This window comes from Vibrio sp. 05-20-BW147 (assembly GCF_013369385.1).
Lineage (GTDB): Bacteria > Pseudomonadota > Gammaproteobacteria > Enterobacterales > Vibrionaceae > Vibrio > Vibrio floridensis.
In genome coordinates this window covers 57,774-81,727 of record NZ_SZTO01000012.1, presented here as the reverse complement: position 1 = coordinate 81,727, position 23,954 = coordinate 57,774, and the positions used below count along the sequence as shown (strand labels likewise).

Sequence of the window (23,954 nt, the reverse complement as noted above, 5' to 3'; positions counted from 1 at the left end):
GTCGATAAAAACCTTGGTCCATAAAAACCTTGGTCCATAAAAACCTTGGTCCATTAAGAAGGTTCTTTATGGCTAAGCAGTAAGTTTTCGACTTTAGTTTGCGGTTTTTTACGCAAAATAAGCATAAACAGCATGCCACTGACAAAGCTCATCAAAATCATCAAAAACATATAACGGTCAATTTTGCGGTAGTGATGATCGGAGAAGGCAGTCACTTTGCCTGTCTCGAAGGTAATGCGAATAAAACCGACGATACTGTTGTCAGCAAATACGGGTTCTACCAACTGCTGACGTCCAATGCCAGCCGTTGCCAGTGGGGTGTCCAATCCCAATACCTCGCGCACTGCGAGCGACTTGTCACTGGATGCCAAACGAATGCCATGGGAGTCATAGACAGTTGCATCAAATACCAGACGTTCCTTTGCGAGTTGATCTGTCAGCTTCAATAGTTGTTCTTGATCTTTAGACAAAATCATTTCACTTGCTGAAAGAGCCGCTTGAGAGATCAGAACTTTCGTTAGCGTTTCTAGTTGCTGCGCTTGGATCTTCTCATTCCCTTTACTGATCACCACGCTGTTTTTAATGGTGACGAAAAACATCACACCTAGTAATAGCAGGGCGACCACTCTCAAAGCATTTCGTAGTGAAAACAGAGACTCTTTCATATCGCGGCATGAACTCTTTTAATATCGGAATAAATGCAAGTTTGGGGCTTGCCTTTTTAAATTGCAATAGGGTAACGTTTGTGAAGGTTCATAAAGGATTAATACCATGGAAGCGTTAAAAACCTTGCCATTTAGAAGGCACACACAACTGTTAACTCGTTTGCCAGAAACTCGTTTTGCCACGCAATGGGACAAAAGTAAAGCCAACTGGATTGTTTATGCTGAGTATTTAGCGCCCGGACACTTTGAAGATATCGATTTTTTTACGGGGGGCTACAACCCGATTATTGATACTTGGAAAGTGGGCTACTACGAAGTGGCGCTTATGGCAGGAGAACTGACTCCAGAGCATGAAAAGATTCTTCAAGCGCTTCAACTTGATTACGCTTGCTTGACCGATGTGCCCGACCTCTCTAAGCCTGGTCTAATTGTATTAGACATGGATTCCACAGCAATACAAATCGAGTGTATTGATGAGATCGCCAAACTAGCGGGAGTTGGTGAGGAGGTGGCGGAAGTGACAGAGCGCGCGATGCAAGGTGAGCTCGATTTTGAGCAGAGTCTGCGTCAGCGAGTAGGCAAATTAAAAGGAGCGGACGAGTCCATTCTCGACAGTGTTCGTCAGACATTGCCTTTCATGCCGGATTTGGTGGCATTAATCCACACCTTAAAAGGCTTTGGTTGGAAAACCGCTATTGCGTCAGGTGGCTTTACTTATTTTTCAGACTATTTGAAAGAGACACTGCAGTTGGATCATGCGCAATCGAATCAGTTGGAAATTGTGCAAGGTAAGCTGACTGGCAACGTCTTGGGTGAAGTGGTCTCTGCGCAAACCAAAGCGGATATTTTAATCGAATTGGCGGAGCAGTTTGAGGTGGAGATGCACAACACCATAGCTGTTGGGGACGGGGCGAATGACTTGGTGATGATGAATGCGGCAGGGCTGGGTATCGCCTATCACGCTAAACCGAAAGTTGAGCAGCAAGCACAAACGGCAGTGCGTTTTGCCGGGCTTGGCGGAATTTTGTGTATTCTTTCCGGTATTCTCGCCAAGCAACAAAAAATCAGTTGGCAAAGCAAACCGTAACTGAAGAATATTAAATACAATCATGGGCAGAATCGTTCTGCCCATGATTATCTTGAAAGAAAAACTGTCTCAAAGCAGCCCCACAGAGTCGCTTAATTTGTCAGTTCAAGTCGTACCAAAATCTCTTCTGTCACTTCCTCTATCTCACAGTAGCCAACCAATGTTGCCAGTTCCTTTTCCAGTTTGCTGGCCTGATGCATGCTGAGTTGAGACAGTTCATTCAGATCTTTTTGTAACAGGGAAGTCATCGGGCTGAAAATCGGCGAGGTGGACAGCCGCAGTACATAAAACTCGCCCGACATCTGTGCTTTTTTAATAAATAGGATGCGTTCTTTGACGCTATCAAACTCGTTCGTCAACTTTGTTTGTACGGCTTTGATTTTGTCGCCAAATTTTGCCACTGCGATGTAAATATCGTGGTGGTGTGGCTCAGCCCCTTCAATGCGTTTCGTCGGATTGGCGATTAAGGTGTTTGAACGACCTTTATAGAGCGGTTCTAAAGAGAAATTCTCTTTGTGCCCTAACTTTGCCAATACCATTAAATGCTTTTCCAGTGGGAAGTTAACCCCGATGGCCTTGGTTCTGTAGCCCGATTGCATCTTACTGATGAACACTGGCGTGCTGACCATTTTGGACAGCAAAATGCCGTGCAACGATTCGAGCAGCTCATTACTTGGTAAGATCTCGTTTTGTGGTTTGAGCTTATCTTGGTTGTGTTCGATGATGCTATTGAAAAACGCAATGGTTTTCATCGTTTGGCTGTTTTCATCAATCACCAGTTGCACTTGCTTGTTGTCTGGGCTGACGCGAACCACACGATAAGGGATTTTGTCCAATGGCAGCTTTTTATCGTAGAGCTGCAGTTCATGTAGGTTGATCTCGACCTCTTCAGACGACACCAACTCAAGTGGCGCATCCAAGGTGAGACTCAATCCTCGCTTGGATAGATCGATCGTCTTACCTCTCACCGCCAAGCCGTCTGTTTTGGTCAGCGTAAGCGGTGATTGAAAACGATAGCGAGGTTCTTTTCGACGAGACTGTGCATCAAAGAAAATCCCTTTTGGGGAGCCGATGATTTTCCGCGTATGACGAAAAGCATTTAAGGTGCTCGATGGCAGTCGAGGCTTTTCGGTAAAGAGATAGTCTGCGCCATTCGAGTTGTCCGCAATTTCTTGCAAAATCCCACAATGCGTTAACCCGGAAGAGGCTTCGGCTAACTCTTGCGAGAAGCTGCCGAGTTGTTGACGTTCGTTTTCACTGAGTTCAAAAATGGAAATACGGAATGCCCGCCAACTGGCTCGTTTGGCGCCAAGATGCCAAAACAGCTGTCTTTGTTCCCGTGTGGCCTCGGGCATGAGCATGGAGTAAAAAAAGTTTTTCCCTTCATGTTCATGAGTAAACGCATAAATAACGTTACTTGCACCTTTGAGCCCCGGTCGCATTAGCATCGACATTCGCTGTGAGTTAAACAGTGAACCAAAGACCTGTTGGTTTCGTTCATCATGCCAGTATTGCCAAATTGGCATATTGTTTGGCGTGAGCATGGCGAGCTTGAGCTCATCGCCTTGGAAGAACAGCGGTAAGTTGCAAGTGTGCTTGAGATAAATATGTTCGTAGCCCCGCGTTCTTGCTCGAATGATTTTGTCTTGGTTATCGTGTCGGGCGCGTTTGGCTGAGCTATTCAAAGACTCATCGATCACTCTTGAGACAACATTGGTGTCCGTTAGGCGTAAGCAACGAAGAAACTTAACCGCATCGTTTTCATAAGAATCTTCAACAGCCAAAACTCGGTACTCGATCGGCTTGTTGACATGTGCAATTTCTGAGGTTTTGGCCAACTCACTAAAGGTAATTTGGATCACTTCACCAAGGTTGTAGTTAAATGCACTCGGTACTTTGAACTTTGCACCCGAAGCAGAGAGGTCGACACTGACGCCGTGGAGCAATTGCCCCTTTGATAATGTGATGTCGACTTGGGAGTGCACTCTGAGACGTTTTTCTTGGCGTTTGAGATCGTAACCAAGATGGACAGCTTCGGCCTCAAAAGGGCTGACGGAATCGCTCATTCCCTGATTGCTGGCCGGTTGACTACCTTTACCTAAGGCGCGGAAACTGTTGCGTGTGTTGATTAACGCTTCCCACACGCCTTCGGTATAGCCACCAAATTTGCGCGTGTTTTTGTAGTAAGCATTAAAGGCGACATCATCAAACCAATGTTTGATGCCGTCAATTTCGTATTCCCGACAATCGCCCTGGACTCGGCCACGCAAGTCTACGCTCTTTTTACAAGGCGCCATGACACGATTTAATTCCATTTTTACCAGTAATTTAGCAGACGGAGGGTGGCCTTCGGTCAATTGACCAAGGACAAAATCAAAGTCTTCCGCGTGATAAACCGGGATAAGCCTTTCCGCGATTGAGAGAATTTCAGCTTGTTCCATTTTTTCTGTTAAAGTAGCTGCTTATTAAAAGAGTATCGGCAAAGTGTTAATAAACTTAAGTATAACAGCACATTGTTTGAGGTTTAACGGATCAGTGGTCTAACTAGGTCACAAGCTTGAAAATTTGAGGCAGCATGTCGAAAGCAAAACGCGCTTATGTATGTAATGACTGTGGAGCGGATTTTCCGCGTTGGCAAGGGCAATGTAATGCCTGTGGCTCATGGAATACCATTACCGAAGTGAGACTGGCCGCATCGCCAAGCGTTGCGAGAAACGAGCGTTTATCTGGTTATGCGGGCTCAGCAACAGAATCAAAGGTTCAGGTGTTGTCTGAGATTGATTTGCAAGAAGTTCCCCGTTTTTCCAGTGGCTTCAAAGAGCTTGACCGTGTCTTGGGGGGCGGCATTGTCCCTGGAGCGGCGATGTTGATCGGTGGTAATCCTGGTGCGGGTAAATCGACGCTGCTGTTGCAAACCATGTGTCAGCTTTCCGCCAACATGAACGCACTCTATGTCACGGGGGAAGAGTCGTTGCAACAAGTCGCGATGCGTGCTTCTCGACTGGGTCTACCGAAAGAACATCTTAAAATGCTGTCAGAAACCAATGTTGATAAAATTTGCCAAGTGGCTGAGCAAATTCAGCCTAAGATCATGGTTATTGACTCGATTCAGGTGATGCATGTTTCTGATGTTCAATCTTCTCCGGGAAGTGTGGCGCAAGTTCGCGAGTCTGCCACGGCGCTCACTCGTTACGCGAAGCAAAACAATGTGGCGGTATTTATTGTGGGCCACGTGACGAAAGATGGCACTTTGGCGGGGCCGAAAGTGTTGGAGCACATTATTGACTGTTCTGTACTGCTGGATGGTGATGCGGATAGTCGTTTTCGTACCCTTCGCAGCCATAAAAACCGTTTTGGCGCGGTCAATGAGCTCGGGGTGTTTGCCATGACAGGGCAGGGATTACGTGAGGTGAGTAACCCTTCGGCGATTTTCTTGTCTCGTGGCGAAGAAGAAACGTCAGGCAGTTCTGTGATGGTGATTTGGGAAGGTACCCGACCTTTGTTAGTGGAGATCCAAGCTCTGGTCGATTACTCACAACTCGCCAACCCAAGACGTGTTGCCGTGGGCCTTGAGCAAAATCGTTTGTCGCTCCTGCTGGCGGTGCTGCATAAGCATGGTGGTTTACAAATGGCGGACCAAGATGTGTTTGTTAACGTTGTTGGTGGTGTGAAAGTAACGGAAACCAGTGCGGATCTGGCGCTTATTATGGCGCTACTGTCCAGTTTTCGAGATAGAGCCTTACCAAAAGATGTGGTGATATTTGGTGAAGTGGGCTTGGCTGGTGAAATTCGCCCTGTACCAAGTGGCCAAGAACGTTTAAACGAAGCTTTCAAGCATGGCTTTAAGAAAGCCATCGTGCCGTTGGCGAATATGCCGAAAGGTGGGATACCCGGAATGCAGATCCATGGGGTTAAAAAATTAGCTGATGCGATATCAGCGTTTGATGAATTGTGAACCAGAAACAATGCGACCAAGTTAATTATTTTTAATGTGTTTTTTGTCAATGTAAGCATTTTGTTGCTAGCATTCTGTTTTTTGCTTTCGCAAGGATCCGAAGATGCATTCTCAAGGAAGAGGCAAGATATTCGCTTTTGCTATTTTTAGCCTTACATTGATTGTTCCTTTGATCGTTTCTTATTTCCACTATCCAGAAACGGGGCTTCCTCCAGGATTTGGTGTATTTCCCCCACAGTACGTTGAAGACCTCCCGGATTTTCACTTAGCCTATTTGATTTTAATGTTGACCCCCATTCTATGGGTAAGTTGTTTGATTATTAAACCTAAGTATGTGGGTTTTTCATCCAGTGCTGCGACTTTTGATAAGCATAAACAACGTGTACTCAAACCACTGCCTTGGTGGTTCTACTGCGGTGGCATCGTTATGTTGTTTTTCTGGGGCGTGATGTGGACGAGAAGCCTAGAGGTGCTTCCTCTTGCATACTATGCATTTACACCGCTTTGGTGGGGATTTATTCTCGTTTTAGATGGTTTTGTCTACAAGTTGAACAATGGTAAGTCCCCCATCGCAACGAAACCTTTATTATTTTTGATGATAGGAGTCATATCATCTGCTGGTTGGGCGTATTTTGAATTTTTCAATTACTTCGTGCTTTCTAACTGGTACTACCCAAATATTGAGAGCATCAACTTATCTCAAACACAAATCACTCTGTTATTTTTGCTCTCTTACACGACAGTGACGCCAGCAATTATTGAATGGTACTTGTTACTTGCCAGTTTTGACTCGTTCAAGCAGAGATATTGCAATGGCCCGAGATGGCCACTAAGAGATGATGCGTTGATTTTATGTGGTCTGATGTTACTAGCTCTAATGGTGTGTTTTCCATTAGAAATGTACTGGGTGGTGTGGGTTGGGCCATTGGCGGTCGTCACTGGAATACTAGAAAAGTGCCGAGTATGGCATCCTTTTCAAGGAGTATTGCAGCGTGGGGATTGGAGTGATGTGGTCTTAATCGGTTTAGCGTCAATAATTAACGGTTTTTTTTGGGAAATGTGGAACTATGGTAGCGCACATCCTTATCCAGAAATCATAACCAATCCTCACTACTGGTTGTATGAAGTACCTTACGTAAACTTAAGTTTTATTGAACTGCCCACTGAAATGCCCCTTTTAGGATATTTTGGCTATTTGCCTTTCGGGGTTCTCGTTTGGCAGTTGCTGTTGCTGATTGGTCATTTGTTCAATATCCCATTTGACATCAAAGCGTTTGTACACGATAGAAACCTTAGAGAATAGACTGTAACGATAGAGATGAGCTGGCGAAATGGACTTATCAGCATGGAATGCAATGGGGCCTATATCTCAAGTATTAAAATGTAGTGTCGATAATTGGACGAATCCTAACTCTGCAGACTTTATACCCGAAGAGCGGCGTATCGCGGTGTTTGATTTGGATGGAACGCTTTGGTGCCAAAAGCCAATACTGAGAGAATGGGCATTTAATATTGAACAGAAACTGACGCGGTATCGTCTGGTGGACTCATTGATGATGAAGTGGGGGGCTTCAAATCCTTCTAGTTTACAACAAAAGGAAGAAAGAGAAGGCTACGAGAATGAAGTGAGGCAATGGCTTTATTCGCAAAATCATCAAGCCTATGGAGTGCCTAATTATCGCGTGGTCTTTTTACCAATGAAACAACTGATCAACTATTTAAGTGCTCACCAGTTTGATTGCTACATTGTGACGGGCAGTTCCCAGAAATTTGTAAGCGCCTGCTCTAAAGAATTATTTGGGATTCCTAAAGAGAAGGTGATAGGTACTGGTGATGGGGGAGAGATTTCTGCGCTCAAAAAATGGTTGTTTCTAGGGCAGGCGAAAGTTCAATTAGTAGAAAAAAAATTACCAGTACCACCAGTTTTAGCTTTTGGTAATTCAATCCAAGATATTCCATTACTCAATTGGGTTGCGGAATCTTCATCGAATACTCTATCCTTGTTTATCTATAATGATAGAAGATCATGTTTTACTGCACTGTTCTATCGAGTGGTAAATAGATTGTGCCGATTCTTGCTTAGCAGGTCGGCTTATCAGCTTTCAACGAAGGAAGACTGGCGTGTACTTTTTGACTGGGAGTTTCGGTCCTAGATAAAAGTGGTCTATTTGGAAAGTGAATGACTCTTTGATGAGCATGATCCGTTAGCGTTATTTTTTTTTCATACAACGGCACGCAAGGGTATCAGTCTTGACAGATTGTGATATACTCTGCGCGCACTTTATACCTTATTAACAGAGTAAGACAATGGCAGATTTATCAAAATACAGAAACATTGGTATTTTCGCGCACGTTGACGCGGGTAAAACCACTACCACTGAGCGTATCTTGAAGCTTACTGGTAAAATCCACCGTCTAGGCGAAGTACACGACGGCGCATCAACCATGGACTTCATGGAACAGGAAGCTGAGCGTGGTATCACTATCCAGTCTGCTGCGACTACTTGTTTCTGGAAAGACCACCGTTTTAACGTAATCGACACCCCGGGACACGTTGACTTCACTGTTGAAGTTTACCGTTCTCTAAAAGTTCTTGATGGTGGTATCGGTGTATTCTGTGGTTCTGGCGGCGTTGAGCCTCAGTCAGAAACCAACTGGCGTTACGCAAACGAATCAGAAGTATCTCGTCTGATTTTCGTTAACAAACTAGACCGTATGGGTGCAGATTTCTTCCGTGTTGTTGAGCAAGTGAAGAAAGTACTAGGCGCTAACCCTCTAGTTATGACTCTACCTATCGGCCGTGAAGACGAGTTCGTAGGTGTAGTTGACGTATTGACTCGTCAAGCATTCGTATGGGATGACACAGGTCTTCCAGAAAACTACGAAATCAAAGAAATCCCTGCAGACATGGTAGATCAAGTTGAAGAATACCGTGAGATGATGATCGAATCTGCTGTTGAGCAAGACGACGAGCTAATGATGGCTTACATGGACGGCGAAGAGCCATCTATCGAGCAAATCAAAGCTTGTATCCGTAAAGGTACTCGTGACCTAGCGTTCTTCCCAACGTACTGTGGTTCTGCATTTAAGAACAAAGGTATGCAACTTGTACTAGACGCAGTTGTTGATTACCTACCGTCTCCAACAGAAGTTGAGCCTCAGCCACTGACTAACCCAGAAACGGGTGAGCCAACTGGTGAAGTTGCAACAGTATCTGTTGATGCGCCTCTAAAAGCGCTAGCGTTCAAGATCATGGACGACCGTTTCGGTGCTCTAACCTTCATCCGTATCTACTCAGGTCGTCTGAAGAAAGGTGACACTATTCTTAACAGTGCAACTGGTAAGACTGAGCGTATCGGCCGTATGGTGGAAATGCACGCAAACGACCGTAACGAACTTGAAGCAGCACAAGCGGGTGACATCATCGCTGTTGTTGGTATGAAGAACGTTCAAACTGGTCACACTCTATGTGATCCTAAGCACGAATGTACTCTTGAGCCAATGATCTTCCCAGATCCAGTTATCTCTATCGCTGTTAAGCCTAAAGATAAGAACGGTTCTGAGAAAATGGGTATCGCGATCGGTAAAATGGTTGCAGAAGATCCATCATTCCAAGTTGAAACTGACGAAGATTCAGGCGAAACCATCCTTAAAGGTATGGGCGAACTTCACCTAGACATCAAAGTTGATATCCTGAAGCGTACTTACGGCGTTGAGCTTGAAGTTGGTGCTCCACAGGTAGCTTACCGTGAAACTATCACGAAAGCAGTTGAAGACAGCTACACGCACAAGAAACAGTCTGGTGGTTCTGGTCAGTTCGGTAAGATTGATTACCGTATCAAACCAGGAGAGCAGAACTCTGGCTTTACCTTTAAGTCAACTGTTGTTGGTGGTAACGTTCCTAAGGAATTCTGGCCAGCAGTTGAGAAAGGCTTCAAGTCTATGATGGCTACTGGTACTTTGGCTGGCTTCCCTGTTCTTGACGTTGAAGTTGAACTATTCGACGGTGGCTTCCACGCAGTTGACTCATCTGCAATCGCATTTGAAATCGCAGCGAAAGGTGCATTCCGTCAGTCAATTCCGAAAGCGGCTCCTCAACTTCTTGAACCAATCATGAAAGTTGACGTGTTCACTCCAGAAGACCACGTTGGTGACGTAATCGGTGACTTGAACCGTCGTCGCGGCATGATCAAGAACCAAGAAATGGGTGCAACTGGCGTTCGCGTTAAAGCAGACGTACCACTTTCTGAAATGTTCGGCTACATCGGTACTCTACGTACAATGACTTCTGGTCGTGGTCAGTTCTCTATGGAGTTCTCTCACTACGCACCATGTCCAAACAACGTAGCAGAGCAAGTAATTGCTGAAGTTAAAGAGCGTAACGCTAAGAAGTAATTCTTAAGTTAACTCAATAACAATAAAACCCGCAGTTCGCTGCGGGTTTTTTTATTATCGGTCTCTTTTGTAAAACTTTTAGGCACAGAACCGGTTGGAATATTTACACATACTAGTGTGAGCAGAGCGTGCCCGCTCACATCGCAGTTAGTCCTCCCAAATGACCAGTTTATCTTTAGGCCAGTTTTGTCCTACTTCGTGATATTTCTGTTCTAGTACATGACGTTTGATTTTTAGCGTCGGAGTTAGGATTCCATTGTCAATACTCCAAGGTTCTTTGATCATTAATACGCCTTTGATCTGTTCGTGTGATTCCAATTGTGCATTCATCTTGGTGACTACTCTTTGCGTGGTACTTTCATAACGCGCGCGATCAAAGTTAGGAAAATTGTGAGGGACGACAAGAAGTATAGGGGCTGGTAAGCCTAAGCCGATAAGGCACATCATTTCCACTCGGCTGTATTCAAAGAGTTTATTTTCAATTGGAACAGGGGCCACAAACTTACCTTTGGCGGTTTTAAAGGTGTCTTTTTTCCTACCTTGGATAGTTAAATAGCCATCATCATCGATTCGACCTATGTCACCGGTGTGAAGCCAGCCCTCTTTATCAAAGGCTTCTTGAGTGGCAATATCGTTTTTGTAGTATCCGGAAAACAGCCCTTTGCCACGCACCATGATCTCATCATCGTCGGCGATTTTGAGTTCAATACCCGGACCTGCATTGCCAACGGAACCTATTTTGTCGGCTCTAAATGGGTAGTTGAGCGTGCTGTAGGCAAACGACTCAGTCATTCCCCATGCTTCGGTAATATTCAAACCGACACTGTGATACCAGGCAAGAAGAGCTGGAGAGACGGGCGCAGAGCCGCAACCAAGAACGCGTGCTTGATCTAAGCCTAAGCCATCGGCTAACTTCTTCTTAATTAAGGAGCTCACAAAGGGAATCTTCAGCAAAAAGTTAAGGCGTTTTTGCGGCAGTTTATCTTGGATGCGTTGCTGGAAGAGAGTCCACAGGCGTGGCACCGAAATAAACAACGTTGGACGCTGCATTTTTACATCTTCGATAAAGGTATCTAACGATTCTGGAAAGGCCGTTTGTACACCTCCCATGATCGACGATCCAAAAATGTAAACACGCTCAGTAATATGAGCCAGTGGGAGATAAGAGAATAGCCGATCATTGGGTTGAATACCGATGTGTTTGATCAGTTGTTGTACTGACCATGTAAAGGCACCATAGGTGAGCATCGCCCCTTTTGGCAATCCTGACGTACCCGATGTGTAAACAAGGGACATCAATTTATCATCGTAGTGCGTTGGTCTTTCGGTACTGGCTTCTGATTGAAGAATTAACGTGGTGAACTGGTATTGGCATTGTGGTGCACTATCATAGGGCAATGCAATTGTGATGAGTTCAGAGAGAGAATCGATCACTTTTTGAGTTGCCGCTGAATCGTCAAGCTTGCCAGCAAGGAGAATTTTACTTTCACTGTGAGTAATGCAGTATTCAATGGTATCGGCGCCCGCTGTCGGAAAAATGGGCACACTCACATAATCGCCAAGCATCATGGCAAGATCACAGATAAACCATTCAGCACAGTTTTTAGAAATCAGAGCGATTCTATCACCCGGTTGAGCGCCAAGTTCTCTTAGTGCTGAGACCAATCTGAGTGCTTTGTCAGCCACCTCTGCATAGGTAAACTCCACAAACTGTCGATTGATGATCTGTTTGAGGTACACGTCATGCGGGCGTTCCTTAGCCCATTTGAGGATCATGTCGCTGGGGGTTGGGAGAGCAAGTGGCAGTTTGCTTAACTCGTTAGGCTGTATCATTTCTAACTCCATGTTATTGGCAAAACAATGTTTGTTTTTATGTTAATTTATTGTTAACGATAGCATGCTTTATGCTTAGCAGAAATAAAAAAATGGCGCTCAAGGCGATCAGGATAACGAATTATTAAGTCGGAACTTTCCGGGGCTCACGCCTGTTTTCTTTTTGAATATTCTAGAAAAGTAAGAGACGTCTCGATAACCGCATTGGTAAGCGATAAAAGCAATTTTGGTTTGCTTATCTTCGACCAGAAGCTGTTTAGCGAGGTTGATTCGCTTATTGGATAGGTAATCACGAAAGCTCAGTCCGATTTCTTTATGGAAGACTTTTGAAAAATAGGTGACAGAGTAATGACAAAAGGACGCGGCATCTTCTTCTCGTATGACATTACTTATGTTTTTGTCGATATGGCGTAGCAGAGACTGCAATGCTAGGCTCGCAACGGGCTCTTGGAGCACAACATTTGACTGAGAATTAGAAGTTCCCCCCAGTTCAATATACCAATGTAAGTTCATGCGAGTGATCAGTTGTTGTAACCATTCTTGCGTATTACTCATGGCTAAATTGAGATGATCAAACACGGCCGAATGGTAATAAGAGCCGAGCTCGATGGGTCTGGAATGGATCAGTATGAGTTTTTTGTTGAGGTTAATACTCAGCTTTAGCGCAGTAAGCAGTAACGGATACTGTTCTTCCGAACGGATAAAAAAGAACGCAAACTGGGTGCTAGGTTCACTAAGTATTGATACATCAGTATCGTGCTCGATCAATGTGAACGTATTGAGGATGAGATCTTTTTCTTTTTGATCAAGATGGTGAACGGAGCTCCCTAACCAATGAGCGGTGCGTCTCACTTCCATACTGATTCCCCCCCAAATAAAAAAGCCTGAATGCTAAGTCATTACGATCTTGGTATTCATTGCGACAAGCTTCCTCCTTATGCTGTCGTTCGCTCTCATTGATCTTCATTCTGTCTATCATTGTGCTTTTTACCCCTAATCAAACAGATATAGAAAAGTGAATGAGCTCATATAAAAAGGTTAGTTCTGCGGCAAAAAAGTGCCAACAAAAAAAGTGATCCATTTTATTTTTTCTATTTGAGGAGGAAAACTGGATGGAAATTCCAAGTAATTACTATTGTTTTCATATGTTTTTATTAACATTTTCTGAATAGCAGTCACTGAGGTATTTCTTTTTGCGAATCAATAAACAATGAGTTTCTTGATGAAAGTCGTAAAAAAGTACTAGTTAAAGACAAAAAAGTCCTAACGTCTTTATTTAGTGAGCTCTAACTTTAAAGAGCAAGTTCGTTGCTTATGGAAGGAGAGACACAATGAGCAATCTATTACACAAAGCTAAAGCCTTTTTACAAGATGAAGAAGGTTTGTCTGTGGTTGAGTATGTTGTCGGTGCAGCGTTGCTGGTTGCAGCGTTGAGTGCCGTATTTACCGGCCTTGGTGATAATTTGAATACCAAATTAGACGGGGCTATTGGCAGTGGATCATAGTCCATTCAAGCTACTTCACAGTTTCAAAAATGGCATCGATTTTTTGAAAAATGAGGAAGGGTTAAGCGTCGTTGAGTATGTCGTTGGCGCTGCCCTACTTGTGTTGGCGTTAGGGACTTTGTTCGCTGAGTACGATGACAAGCTGAACAACAAAGTAGATAGTGCACTTAGCTAAGCGTGAGCTCGCTTGAGCTTAGGGAGAGGCCAGTGATAGTGAATAGTTTGATATGGTTTTGCTTACTGGTGATTGCGGTTTATGACGCTAGGGACAATCGCATACCGAATGTTTGGTTATTGCCCCTCACCCTTTTAGCTTGTGTGCACTCTCTTATTGTTTACGACGTGGCATTTATGTTGTCGTCATTGGCTGCGGGAGCGGTTTATTTCTCGTGTGGCCTAGCACTTTACTTCCTAAGGGCGATGTCTCCGGGTGATGTTAAGTTGTTGGGTGTTGTCGGCATGCTCGTCGGTTGGGATGCCATGGGGGGCGTTGCTTACTGGATTACCCTCTCGGCAGGTATGGTTGCCGCACTGTTTATGCTTCTTCACTACGCGCAGAATCCGGATTCGCTGAGTCAAGTTCTTGGGCGCTATTCACTGCAAGCAATGAGTGGCCAAGTACCTATACTTTCATCGTTTCAGTCACGCGTTGCTATGCACGGGAAACTCACCATGCCGTTTGCACCCGCTGTTGTTATAGGGTTGGCGCTGTTTCATTACTTTTAGAGTGAACGCAATACATAATAGTAGGGGGCTTTATGGCCGCAGAACCCACAGCGAAACACAGAGACAAACTCACACCTCAGGCAGAACCACCTAAGGTGCCTACCTCTTTGAGTCAGTTAAAAATTCCGCCAGTCGTGGTGGAGAATCTAGTGATAAAACAGTTGGCTGCCTACCCAAAATCAGATCTTCTTTCGCTTACTCGTTTAATGGGACTTAACAGCCACATTATTGATGAAGTGCTGGCTGCGTTACGTAAGAAATCTCTAGTAGAGGTTTTTCAGTCGGATCCCGCTGCTTTTGGTGAAGCGAATCAAGGAACCCGAATTCTCTACGCATTATCTGAATCTGGAATGGAAGAAGCGGACGATGCGTTTGTCAAAGATGCTTACTTGGGGCCATGCCCGGTTTCCGTTACGGAATACTCTGAGATGGTGAGAGCGCAAGATGTACGAGCAAAAATCGTCAATCGAGCGGATGTAGAGTACGCCTTCAAAGATGTATTGGGCGCCCATCGTATGGTGTCCGTTTTAGGGCCAGCCATCAACTCAGGCCGAGCATTACTCTTGTACGGTGATGCAGGAACAGGCAAAACGTTTGTCGCTACTCGTTTGCTGAACTCTTTGAATACTTCAGTGTTTATTCCTTACTCTGTGTATGCCGCAGGTAACATTATCAAGGTGTTTACCCCGCAGCATCATAAGAAAGTTGAAGAAGATATCGGTCAGCAGTCTTTCGCATTCAAAGATCAATTTGATAAACGTTGGGCACTGTGTGAACGTCCAAGCATTCAGGTTGGCGGTGAGTTAACGATGGATATGTTGGAAGTGAACCATTCTCAGCACAATCGAGTTTGGATGGCACCATTACAGATGATGGCCAACAACGGCATTTTTATTATTGACGATTTAGGCCGTCAGCCCATGCCAGTTGCCACCTTACTCAACCGTTGGATTGTGCCGATGGAATATTTCTACGACTATCTCTCGTTGCCCAATGGTCAACAAATCACCATTCCATTTATTTTGACGTTGGCGTTCTCGACCAACTTAGACCCTGAAAAAATCAGTGATCCCGCATTCTTGCGTCGTCTGGGTTATAAGATTCAATTCCAACCCTTGATGAAAGATGAATACCAAGAGCTTTGGCAAATCATGGCTCGTGGAAAATCGCTATCACTTGAGCCAGGGTTGTTTGAACGTCTCACTGAACTACATGAACAACACAATGTCGGTTATTACCCTTGTTTGCCGAAAGATATTGCAGGTATCAGTCGCGATATCGTGGCATTCGAAGAGTCAGAACCCGTGATCACAAAACAAGTCCTTGAACGGGCATGGCAAGTCTACTTTACCGCGGATGGTAAAGGCGGAGGTGCACGATGAGTCGTAACCAAATCATATTACTTTTCTTACTTTCGATTTTATTTGGTTTGGCGGCGGTATTTTTTGCCAAGCAGTGGATGGATAAACAATTGCTTCCCCAGCAAGAGGTGGAGGTCGTTGAGCGAGAGCCCGTGGTGATTGCTGCCATAGAAATACCCGCTGGCAGTGTGATTGAACCGCAGCATTTGACCACTAAGCTTCTCGAGAAATCGTGGCGAGAGCTCTCTCAGTACACGGATCCTAAAGAGTTGGTTGGGCAAATCGTTGCAGGAGCGGTTTATCCCGGGGAAATTATTATCGAGCAACGACTGACGGTTCCCGGAGAAGGCTCAACACTGGCCGCTTTGATTCCAGAGAAGAAACGTGCCATTACCATCCGAGTCAATGACGTCATAGGGGTAGCCGGTTTCTTACTACCTGGTAACCGTGTGGATGTGCTCAATACCGTTTCTTATGGTAAAGGCTCTGCGACCACGCAAACCGTACTCAAGGATATTAAGGTACTAGCGGTTGACCAAACGGCAAGAACCAAAGAAAACAAGCCGATCATAGTGCGAGCGGTGACGCTTGAAGTGTCACCTGAGCAAGCTGAGAAGCTATTGAGTGCCAAGAGTAAAGGGGAAATCCAGCTCACATTGAGAAATCCCCACGAACCCGAGGAAAAAGTGGTTCGCCGTTATGTCGCCCCTAGTGTCACCATAATTAAAGGGACGGAGTCATCGAAGATTCAGGTTAAAGAATAAGGTGTGACGCATGAAAATTTTGATTTTAGTCTTTACGTTAAGCGTGCTGAGTATCTTTACCGCTCAAGGGGCAACGCAGACAGGGAAAGTGGTCACCGTACCTCATCATAAATCCACCTTTGTCGCATTGTCGGGCAAAGCAAAGCGAGTCTCTCTTGGGGATCCTGAGGTGCTGGATATTGTGATGCTAAAGTCCGATGAACTGTTTTTGATTGGTCGCAGGCTGGGGTCTACTAACCTAATGGCTTGGGATAGCCGCGGCAATCTGATCGAATCAATCAACATCGAAGTGACTCATGATCTCAATAGCTTAAAGCAGAAGTTGTTTGAGTTTTTGCCAGATGAACCGATCCAAGTACACAGCGCGCAAAACCGTTTGATTTTAAGTGGCATGGTTAGCAACCAAGAACGAATGAACATCGCGCTGCGTGTTGCTGAAACGTATGCCGCGGGTCAGCAAGCTGATGAGGCAACCTCTTCACTCAATAGTCAGGTGGATAAAAGTGGCGTGATCAACCTCATGACGATTGGCGGTGCGCAGCAAGTGATGCTCGAAGTAACCGTAGCAGAGGTGCAGCGCAGCTTGGTTCGTCGTTTCGATTCCAATTTTCACTTCTTTGAAAACAACGGCAGTTTCTCATGGGGAGCCACCTCTGCGGGCGGCATCATTGATGATATTGGCGGTGGTGTTGGCCCTATCTTCAATGTGCCAGGGATCGACAGTACCGGTTTACTCAGCACCTTTATTGATGGCGACACTCTGTTTACTTTTGCATTAGACATAGCCAAAGAAAATGGCGTCGCCAAAGTATTGGCCGAGCCGAATTTGACGGCTTTAAGTGGCGCTAAAGCGGAGTTTCTTGCTGGTGGCGAGTTCCCGATCCCTGTGCCGGATAGCGATGGTGTTACCATCGAGTACAAAGAGTATGGGGTGGGATTGAAATTTGTTCCGACCATCTTGAGTGACAAACGCATCAATCTTAACTTGGCGGTTGACGTGAGTGAAATTGCTGCATCGAACACTTTGACGTTAAGCCCTGGTGGTACCAATGCCAGTTACTTTATTCCACCGATCACGCGTCGATCCGCTTCATCAACCTTGGAGTTGGCGGATGGTCAAACCATTGGTATTGCGGGTTTGCTCAGCGAAAACGTTCGAGATGTCAGCAGCAAAATGCCTGGCTTTGGCGATATTCCAGTCTTGGGGCAACTCTTTAGTAGCCAAGATTATATTTCGGGTGAAACCGAACTGGTGATTTTGGTGACACCCAGACTCGCTAAGCCAATCGACCGTAGCAAAATTACTCTGCCGACGGATGCCTTTGTAGAGCCCAGTGATCTCAAATATTACCTATTGGGTGTTGGTGCTTACATTGCGGATTCCCCCGTGAAACAGAAGGCTGGCGCACAGCCTGAGCCGGAGTTCCTTCAGAACGGCCAAGGTGGCACTGAAGGTGAGTTTGGACACAGTTTATAAGGAAAGAGAGATGAATGTTTATACCGTGCTATTTATTATCAGTGTCTCTTTTTTAAGCGGATGTGCAAATGATGCGCCTTTAGGCCAACATGTGGCTAAACTTAAAGCAGAGCAAACTTATAACCCTGATGCAACTCAGGAGAATCTAGACCTTATTCCCTACGGCAGTGGCGATAAAATGGACAGCGCTTATCAGGGTTACCTCGGTAAGAAAACTGAAAGCATGTCGACGAGTAGTAGCCAAGTTATCAACGGTTTCAAGTAATAGCCGTTAAGGATGCATTATGGTCATAGGCAGATACCGCAATGGAAGACGTAAACAGCAAGGTTTAGTGGCGGTGTTAATCACGGTCGCCATGCTGAGCTTTATCATTATGGCTGCCTTAGCCATTGATGTGACACACCAAGTGGTCAATCGCACCAAGCTTCAAAATGCGGTAGATGCGGCAGCCTTGGCCGCGGCTATGGTTGCCGATGCTACCCACGACACGGACGAGGCAACGGAAGCGGCCATTTCAACACTCACCTCCATGCATAATGCTTCTGGCAACAGTGAGTTGGATATGGATTCGGCGACTTTTGCCATTGCCTATTCTAACGATCCTTTGACTTTCCCCGACGGCAGCTTTGATGACACTGGCGATATTTATGTGCGTGTGTCGGTGGATAATCTCAGTTTGAGTGAGTTTTTCATGCAAGCGTTAGGACTGAGTAAAGTCGTTTCAGCTTCGGCGGTGGCTGGCCCAAGTTCTAACATCAACACCATCAGCAATGTGGTGCCGATAGGAGTGTGTAAGGGTGACGAAACTGGCGGTATCTATGGCTACAACGCAGGTGAAGTCTACGTTTTAAAAGTCGGCGATAGCAGTTTATCCAGTATGGGGCCAGGTAACTTCCATCTGCTTGATTTTGGCTCGGGTGCCGACACTGTCCGTGAAGCATTAGGTGGCGGTTACGATGGCACGGTGCAAATTGGTGGCAGCATTAATACCCAAACAGGGGTAGCTGCCGGGCCAGTTGGGCAGGGAGCAAATACTCGACTTGGCATCTATCAAGGGGGTGTTTCAAGCAGTAATTATCCACCTGATTTCATTACTGACCTTCCCGACACGCCAGCCACACTCGATAGTGATGGTAATGTGATTTATGACTATGCCAGTGACCTTACCTATGCGGAGTACAAAGCTAAGACGGAAGCTTGCATTGCCGATAGCAGTTCAGGTGATTGTGAGTCCGGTGGTCAGCCTTGGCGTCGTGTTTTACCGATCCCTATGGTGGATTGCTCGGGGTCGAGTGGTGGTACCACGACCTATACTGTGGTGGAAGTTGGCTGTTTCTTCCTTTTGCAGCGTGTACCAACAAACAACTCTGGTTTAGGACAAGTGGTGTTTGGTGAGTTCGTTGACTCATGTGTGGTGGAAAACGGCTCGATTGGTAATACACCAGGAAACCAAGGTGCCTACAAAATCATCATGTACAAAGACCCCAACAGTGGAGGTGCTTAACATGACCTTCTTAAATCGAATCATTCGTCAACAAGGTTTCGCCGCGGTCGAGATGGTGGCGACCCTCCCTGTGATCCTGATTCTTCTCGTCGGGATGTTGGAAATCGGCCACATGTTCACCCAATACAATACTTTGGCGAAAGGGGTGCAAAATGGTGCTCGTTTTGCGGTGAACGATGTTTACGGCACCATTACTTATGACCAAATCGCCAACGAAGCCGACATCAAAAACATGGTGTTACATGGGCAAGTCTCTGGAGGCAGCTACACTATTTTAGATAACTTAACCGCTGACGATATTACCATTACTCACAGCGGAGGGGTGGTGACCGTGACGGCTTCTTATACCTATGTACCAGCCTTCACTAAGATCCCCTACACCAATACAGAGTTGGGAATTACCTTTACGGCGTCATCGGTAATGAGGAGCGGATTGTGAGGAAACATGGTGGAAGAAGTGGCAAAAAAGTGCAGGGATTGGCGGTGATCGAGCTGACTATCGTCTCCACGGTACTCATGTTGATTTTGCTGTCGATTTTTTCAATTGGCTATTACATGTTTTCGATTCAAATGATCAACGAAGCAACACGCAAAGCCGCGCGCTTAGCCACGGTGTGTTACGTCACTTCGACTGCGCATCAAAATGTCAAAAATACGATAATCAACAGTAGTTTACCAAGCAATTTTTCGGATCAGCATTTGGTGATTGAGTATCTCGATGCCAATGGAGATGTGGTGGCGGGAGACCCTACAGATAATGATGTTTTCATCACCATAAAATACGTCAGAGCTAGAGTGAGTAATTATCAGTTTCAATTTGTTTCTGTTCTTAATTTTTTAGGAAACAACGGCTTAGTGACCATTCCAGAATTTGAAACCACACTACCGGTGGAAAGCCTGGGTGTAGTGAGACCAAATAAAAACGATTCGGATGGGTCCACAACAGACTGCTAGGGGACGGTATATGGGAGAAGCTGTGAAGCTCAATAGAAACAATGATGAAAGTTATGCTCGCTTAAAAACCAGTTTACATATCTGGGTGTTGTACGGTAGCGATCGATTTCAGCTTCATATGGGGGCGCAGCTCAAGCTGTGTAAAAACCTCAGTTTTGACCTGATCTCACTGCATAACTTTAATGTATCGGGTCTTGCTCATTTGACGCCACCCGACTTAATTTTTGTCGAAACTGGGCCTAATTGGGCTCAAAAAGTGCTCGCCTTGCAAGAATATGAAGCACCGAGTGAGGATTTTGAAGCTTCTCTTATCGTATTTGGTGATGAGAGCGATAACGGGGCGCTTAAGATTGCCTTGCGTTTGGGAGCGGCTGACTTTGTGTCAGATAAAGCGATGGTGGGGGATTTCTTTCATCTGCTAAAAAATGTATCGGATGAGAAATTTTCGAGTCGAGAGTCCGGAGAATTATATCTTTTTATCAACACCAAAGGCGGATGTGGGGCGTCCACATTGGCGTTAAACACGGCATTGGAAGTAGCGGGTACTCATCCTGGAAAAGTCTTGCTGCTGGATGTGGATATTCCTTTTGGCGTCATTTCTGAATACCTCAACATTTCACCTCAATACAGCTTAACGGATGTGATTGAACACTCGAAAGATTTAGACCACGACTCTCTCTCTGCCATGGTGACTAAAATGGCCAGTGGTTTACATGTGCTTGGATTTTTCCATGAAAATAACACTGAAGATTTTGATAAAGCGAAAGAAATAGGTCGTTTACTCCCTGTGCTGAGAGAAATATACCCCTATGTCATCATCGATTTATCGAGAGGTGTTGATCGGATATTTTCTGCGGTGGTGTCTCCCGCGACCAAGGTTTTTTTAGTGACACAGCAGAATTTGGCGGCGATAAAAAACACCTCTCGCATTTTACGCATGCTCACTTTTGAGTATGGCGTGACGAAAGAGCAGATTGAGTTGATCGTTAATCGCTATGAAAAACGTGCATCGATCAAATTGAAAGATATCGAGCACACCATCACTGGCATTCCGGTCTTTATGATTCCTAATGACTACCGAGTGGCGGTAGAGAGTGCCAACTTAGGCAAACCTTTTGTGGAGAGCAAAAAAAACAGTGCGATTACGCGTTCCATTGTCGAGTTTTCTCATCACATTGCGAAACCTGAAGAAGAGAAAAAAAGTTGGTTAAAGAAACTATTTTCTTAGAGCGTAAGAATTAAAAATAAAAGGACAAGGTTATGTTTTTTAAAAGAAAAAATATCAACCCAGAGTTTCAGGAAAAAGTAGAGGCTCTTGTCACACAGCCAGATTCGACCATCAGTGATGATGTTGTGGTGGGCATTGACTCTACCATGTCGCCGCAACAAATCGTAAGTGATGAGGTGTTGTCGCAAGACAAAAAACAGCTGGAGCGTCAGGCAAAAGATAAGGCTGTCGAGGAAGCGCGTAAGCAACTGGAACAAGAGTTGGCCATAAAACACTATTACCATCAGCGTTTATTGGAAACCTTAGATTTGGGGTTGTTGTCGAGTTTAGAGAAAGAGCGGGCCAAGAAAGAGCTTCATGATGCCATCGTACACTTAATGGCGGACGATCAAACTCACCCAATGAGCTCGGAAGGGCGCAAGCGGGTGATCAGACAAATTGAAGACGAGGTCTTTGGCTTAGGTCCTCTAGAGCCGTTGCTGCATGATAAAACGGTGTCAGATATTTTGGTTAATGGCCCAAAAAATGTGTTTGTAGAGCGACGCGGTAAGCTAGAAAAAACACCATATACCTTTCTAGACGACCGCCACTTACGCAACATCATCGATCGTATCGTCAGCCAGGTAGGGCGTCGTATTGATGAAGCGTCACCCATGGTGGATGCGCGTTTGCTGGATGGCTCGCGAGTCAACGCCATCATACCGCCTTTAGCGCTCGATGGTGCATCCGTTTCCATTCGTCGTTTTGCCGTTGACAAGCTCACCATGGACAACATGCTTGGTTATAACTCCCTCTCGCCGCAAATGGCTAAGTTTGTTGAAGCGGCGGTGAAAGGGGAGCTGAATATTTTGATTGCGGGTGGTACGGGCTCAGGGAAAACCACCACTCTCAACATCTTCTCCGGTTTTATCCCTTCCGATGATCGCATTATCACCATTGAAGACTCGGCAGAGCTGCAACTGCAACAACCGCACGTGGTGAGATTGGAAACGCGTCCTCCCAACTTGGAAGGCAAAGGCGAAATCACTCAGCGTGATTTGGTGAAAAATGCGCTACGGATGCGCCCTGATCGCATTGTGCTCGGGGAGGTACGTGGTGCTGAAGCGGTGGATATGCTGGCGGCAATGAACACCGGTCACGACGGATCTCTGGCGACCATTCACGCCAATACCCCTCGTGATGCGCTGAGTCGGGTAGAAAATATGTTCGCCATGGCGGGTTGGAATATTTCGACCAAAAACTTGCGTGCGCAAATTGCTTCGGCGATTCACTTAGTGGTGCAGATGGAGCGCCAAGAAGACGGTAAACGTCGCATGGTGAGCATTCAAGAAATCAATGGTATGGAAGGGGAGATCATTACCATGTCGGAGATCTTCCACTTTAAACGCCAAGGTCTCGATGCCAATGGCAATATTCTCGGTTACTACACTGCGACAGGAGTGGTGCCAGCTTGTCACGATCAACTGACCAAACGTGGCTTAGATCTGCCGTTTGAGCTCTTTAATGAAAGCTATGCATAGCGGGAGGCAAACATGGATGATATTACCTATTTCTTCGTATTGCTCTTTTTTGCGGTGGTGTTTATCTCTCAGGCTCTAATTCTTCCCGCCGCAGGCAGTAAAGCTAAGCACAAAGAGCTCTCTCAGCGTTTGAAAGAAACGCAGATGAACCTAGATGAAGAGGCGCGCTCTCTACTTCAAGAGCACTATTTAAAAAGCTTGTCTCCTTTAGATCGCAGTTTGGTCAAAGTGGCTGCCTTTGCTTCGTTGAAAAAGTCGATCGAACTTTCAGGCCTAGATTGGTCTTTGGCGCAGACATTAATGGTCTGTTCGATCATTAGTTTTACCACCATTGTCACTATGATGATTCTGGCTCAGCCTTGGTATCTCGCCTTGGTGGGCGGCTCTGCGATTTGGTTCGCATTGCAGTTTTACCTGCAAAAGCGTATTACCAACCGACTAAATCGTTTTGAAGAGCAGCTACCAGACGCGCTTGATATTATTCGACGTATGTTGCAAGCCGGTCAACCCGTGACTCAAGCGTTCAATGAAGTGGGCAACGAGATGGCACCACCGATTGGGATTGAGTTTAAAAATACCTTTAACTTACTCAATTATGGTTATGACATGCGTTTGGCGATCATGCAAATGGCGGAGCGCACCCCAACGGTGTCAATGTTGGCATTTTCCAGTGCGGTGTTATTACAGAAAGAAACGGGCGGGAATCTGTCTGAAAACCTTGAAAAAGTCGGCAAGGTGCTTCGCCAACGTTTCAAGTTAACGCGAAAAATCAAAACCATCTCGGCTGAAAGCCGCATGTCGGCCTGGATTCTCGTGCTCTCTCCATTTGTTTTGTTTGTCGGGCTGATGTTCATTAACCCCGAATACGTCAAACCCTTGTACCAAGATGAGCGAGGGATGGAGCTAGTGACAATGGGGATAGTCAGTTTGTTTTTTGGCGCCATTTGGATTCGCAATATCATCAATTTCGAGGTGTGAT

At 45.5% G+C, this 23,954-nt stretch carries 22 protein-coding genes; 18 read left to right on the top strand and 4 right to left on the bottom strand.

The window, feature by feature from the left end; translation table 11 throughout:
• Positions 1 to 53: 53 nt before the first annotated feature.
• Positions 54 to 665 carry a YtjB family periplasmic protein gene (locus FC652_RS12855; protein ID WP_176298890.1) on the bottom strand — a complete coding sequence of 204 codons (612 nt, stop codon included), beginning with the start codon at positions 663 to 665 and terminating at the stop codon, positions 54 to 56.
• Between the two features lie 106 nt (positions 666 to 771).
• Here FC652_RS12855 and serB point away from each other — a divergent pair, with 106 nt between their 5' ends.
• Positions 772 to 1,752, top strand: coding sequence for a phosphoserine phosphatase (gene serB / locus FC652_RS12850; protein WP_013571194.1), 981 nt, complete (start codon positions 772 to 774; stop codon positions 1,750 to 1,752).
• Positions 1,753 to 1,844: 92 nt separating this feature from the next.
• On the opposite strand, the gene FC652_RS12845 is transcribed toward serB, so the two are convergent.
• The gene (locus tag FC652_RS12845; RefSeq protein ID WP_176298889.1) at positions 1,845 to 4,193 is read right to left on the bottom strand and encodes a PilZ domain-containing protein; all 2,349 of its coding nucleotides are present in this window, start codon (positions 4,191 to 4,193) and stop codon (positions 1,845 to 1,847) included.
• A gap of 134 nt (positions 4,194 to 4,327) precedes the next feature.
• Here FC652_RS12845 and radA point away from each other — a divergent pair, with 134 nt between their 5' ends.
• From radA to fusA, 4 genes are all read left to right on the top strand, one after another.
• A complete protein-coding gene (radA, locus tag FC652_RS12840; RefSeq protein WP_176298888.1) occupies positions 4,328 to 5,707 on the top strand; it encodes a DNA repair protein RadA in 1,380 nt (459 codons plus the stop codon).
• Positions 5,708 to 5,810: 103 nt separating this feature from the next.
• Positions 5,811 to 7,010, top strand: a complete 1,200-nt coding sequence (locus tag FC652_RS12835; RefSeq protein ID WP_176298887.1) for a mechanosensitive ion channel protein MscS — start codon at positions 5,811 to 5,813, stop codon at positions 7,008 to 7,010.
• A gap of 28 nt (positions 7,011 to 7,038) precedes the next feature.
• Positions 7,039 to 7,860: an HAD family hydrolase gene (locus FC652_RS12830; protein WP_176298886.1), complete on the top strand. Its 822-nt coding sequence runs from the start codon at positions 7,039 to 7,041 to the stop codon at positions 7,858 to 7,860.
• Positions 7,861 to 8,014: 154 nt separating this feature from the next.
• Positions 8,015 to 10,102 carry an elongation factor G gene (gene fusA / locus FC652_RS12825; protein WP_176298885.1) on the top strand — a complete coding sequence of 696 codons (2,088 nt, stop codon included), beginning with the start codon at positions 8,015 to 8,017 and terminating at the stop codon, positions 10,100 to 10,102.
• Positions 10,103 to 10,249: 147 nt separating this feature from the next.
• Here the strand turns inward: fusA and FC652_RS12820 are convergent, their stop codons facing one another.
• Entirely contained in the window at positions 10,250 to 11,935 is a 1,686-nt protein-coding gene (locus FC652_RS12820; RefSeq protein ID WP_176298884.1) for an AMP-binding protein, read from the bottom strand.
• A 108-nt stretch (positions 11,936 to 12,043) separates the two neighbouring features.
• Positions 12,044 to 12,793 carry a helix-turn-helix transcriptional regulator gene (locus FC652_RS12815; protein ID WP_176298883.1) on the bottom strand — a complete coding sequence of 250 codons (750 nt, stop codon included), beginning with the start codon at positions 12,791 to 12,793 and terminating at the stop codon, positions 12,044 to 12,046.
• A 473-nt stretch (positions 12,794 to 13,266) separates the two neighbouring features.
• Between FC652_RS12815 and FC652_RS12810 the strand changes: the two genes are divergently transcribed.
• The 13 genes from FC652_RS12810 to FC652_RS12750 are packed head-to-tail and all read left to right on the top strand — an operon-like array spanning position 13,267 to position 23,953.
• On the top strand, positions 13,267 to 13,440 hold the full coding sequence (locus tag FC652_RS12810; protein WP_176298882.1) for a Flp family type IVb pilin: 174 nt from the start codon (positions 13,267 to 13,269) through the stop codon (positions 13,438 to 13,440).
• A 34-nt stretch (positions 13,441 to 13,474) separates the two neighbouring features.
• Positions 13,475 to 13,615, top strand: coding sequence for a pilus assembly protein PilA (locus FC652_RS12805; protein WP_176298917.1), 141 nt, complete (start codon positions 13,475 to 13,477; stop codon positions 13,613 to 13,615).
• A 38-nt stretch (positions 13,616 to 13,653) separates the two neighbouring features.
• Positions 13,654 to 14,166 carry a prepilin peptidase gene (locus tag FC652_RS12800; RefSeq protein ID WP_369597885.1) on the top strand — a complete coding sequence of 171 codons (513 nt, stop codon included), beginning with the start codon at positions 13,654 to 13,656 and terminating at the stop codon, positions 14,164 to 14,166.
• A gap of 32 nt (positions 14,167 to 14,198) precedes the next feature.
• Positions 14,199 to 15,548: an AAA family ATPase gene (locus tag FC652_RS12795; RefSeq protein WP_176298880.1), complete on the top strand. Its 1,350-nt coding sequence runs from the start codon at positions 14,199 to 14,201 to the stop codon at positions 15,546 to 15,548.
• Complete coding sequence (cpaB, locus tag FC652_RS12790; protein ID WP_176298879.1) at positions 15,545 to 16,291, top strand: Flp pilus assembly protein CpaB; 747 nt, start codon at positions 15,545 to 15,547, stop codon at positions 16,289 to 16,291. Before FC652_RS12795 ends, cpaB begins: the two co-directional genes overlap by 4 nt.
• Positions 16,292 to 16,301: 10 nt before the next feature.
• Positions 16,302 to 17,768 (top strand): type II and III secretion system protein family protein, encoded by a 1,467-nt coding sequence (locus FC652_RS12785; RefSeq protein WP_176298878.1) that lies wholly within the window; start codon positions 16,302 to 16,304, stop codon positions 17,766 to 17,768.
• A 10-nt stretch (positions 17,769 to 17,778) separates the two neighbouring features.
• Complete coding sequence (locus FC652_RS12780; RefSeq protein ID WP_176298877.1) at positions 17,779 to 18,033, top strand: hypothetical protein; 255 nt, start codon at positions 17,779 to 17,781, stop codon at positions 18,031 to 18,033.
• Positions 18,034 to 18,052: 19 nt separating this feature from the next.
• Positions 18,053 to 19,273 (top strand): pilus assembly protein TadG-related protein, encoded by a 1,221-nt coding sequence (locus FC652_RS12775; protein WP_176298876.1) that lies wholly within the window; start codon positions 18,053 to 18,055, stop codon positions 19,271 to 19,273.
• Position 19,274: 1 nt separating this feature from the next.
• Positions 19,275 to 19,712 carry a TadE/TadG family type IV pilus assembly protein gene (locus FC652_RS12770; RefSeq protein ID WP_176298875.1) on the top strand — a complete coding sequence of 146 codons (438 nt, stop codon included), beginning with the start codon at positions 19,275 to 19,277 and terminating at the stop codon, positions 19,710 to 19,712.
• A complete protein-coding gene (locus FC652_RS12765) occupies positions 19,709 to 20,227 on the top strand; it encodes a TadE family protein (protein ID WP_237286811.1) in 519 nt (172 codons plus the stop codon). The genes FC652_RS12770 and FC652_RS12765 overlap by 4 nt, the downstream gene beginning before the upstream one ends.
• Positions 20,205 to 21,455: a type II secretion protein gene (locus FC652_RS12760; protein ID WP_176298874.1), complete on the top strand. Its 1,251-nt coding sequence runs from the start codon at positions 20,205 to 20,207 to the stop codon at positions 21,453 to 21,455. Before FC652_RS12765 ends, FC652_RS12760 begins: the two co-directional genes overlap by 23 nt.
• Positions 21,456 to 21,487: 32 nt before the next feature.
• Positions 21,488 to 22,975 (top strand): CpaF family protein, encoded by a 1,488-nt coding sequence (locus tag FC652_RS12755; RefSeq protein WP_176298873.1) that lies wholly within the window; start codon positions 21,488 to 21,490, stop codon positions 22,973 to 22,975.
• Positions 22,976 to 22,987: 12 nt separating this feature from the next.
• Positions 22,988 to 23,953 (top strand): type II secretion system F family protein, encoded by a 966-nt coding sequence (locus FC652_RS12750; protein ID WP_176298872.1) that lies wholly within the window; start codon positions 22,988 to 22,990, stop codon positions 23,951 to 23,953.
• Position 23,954: the final 1 nt, after the last annotated feature.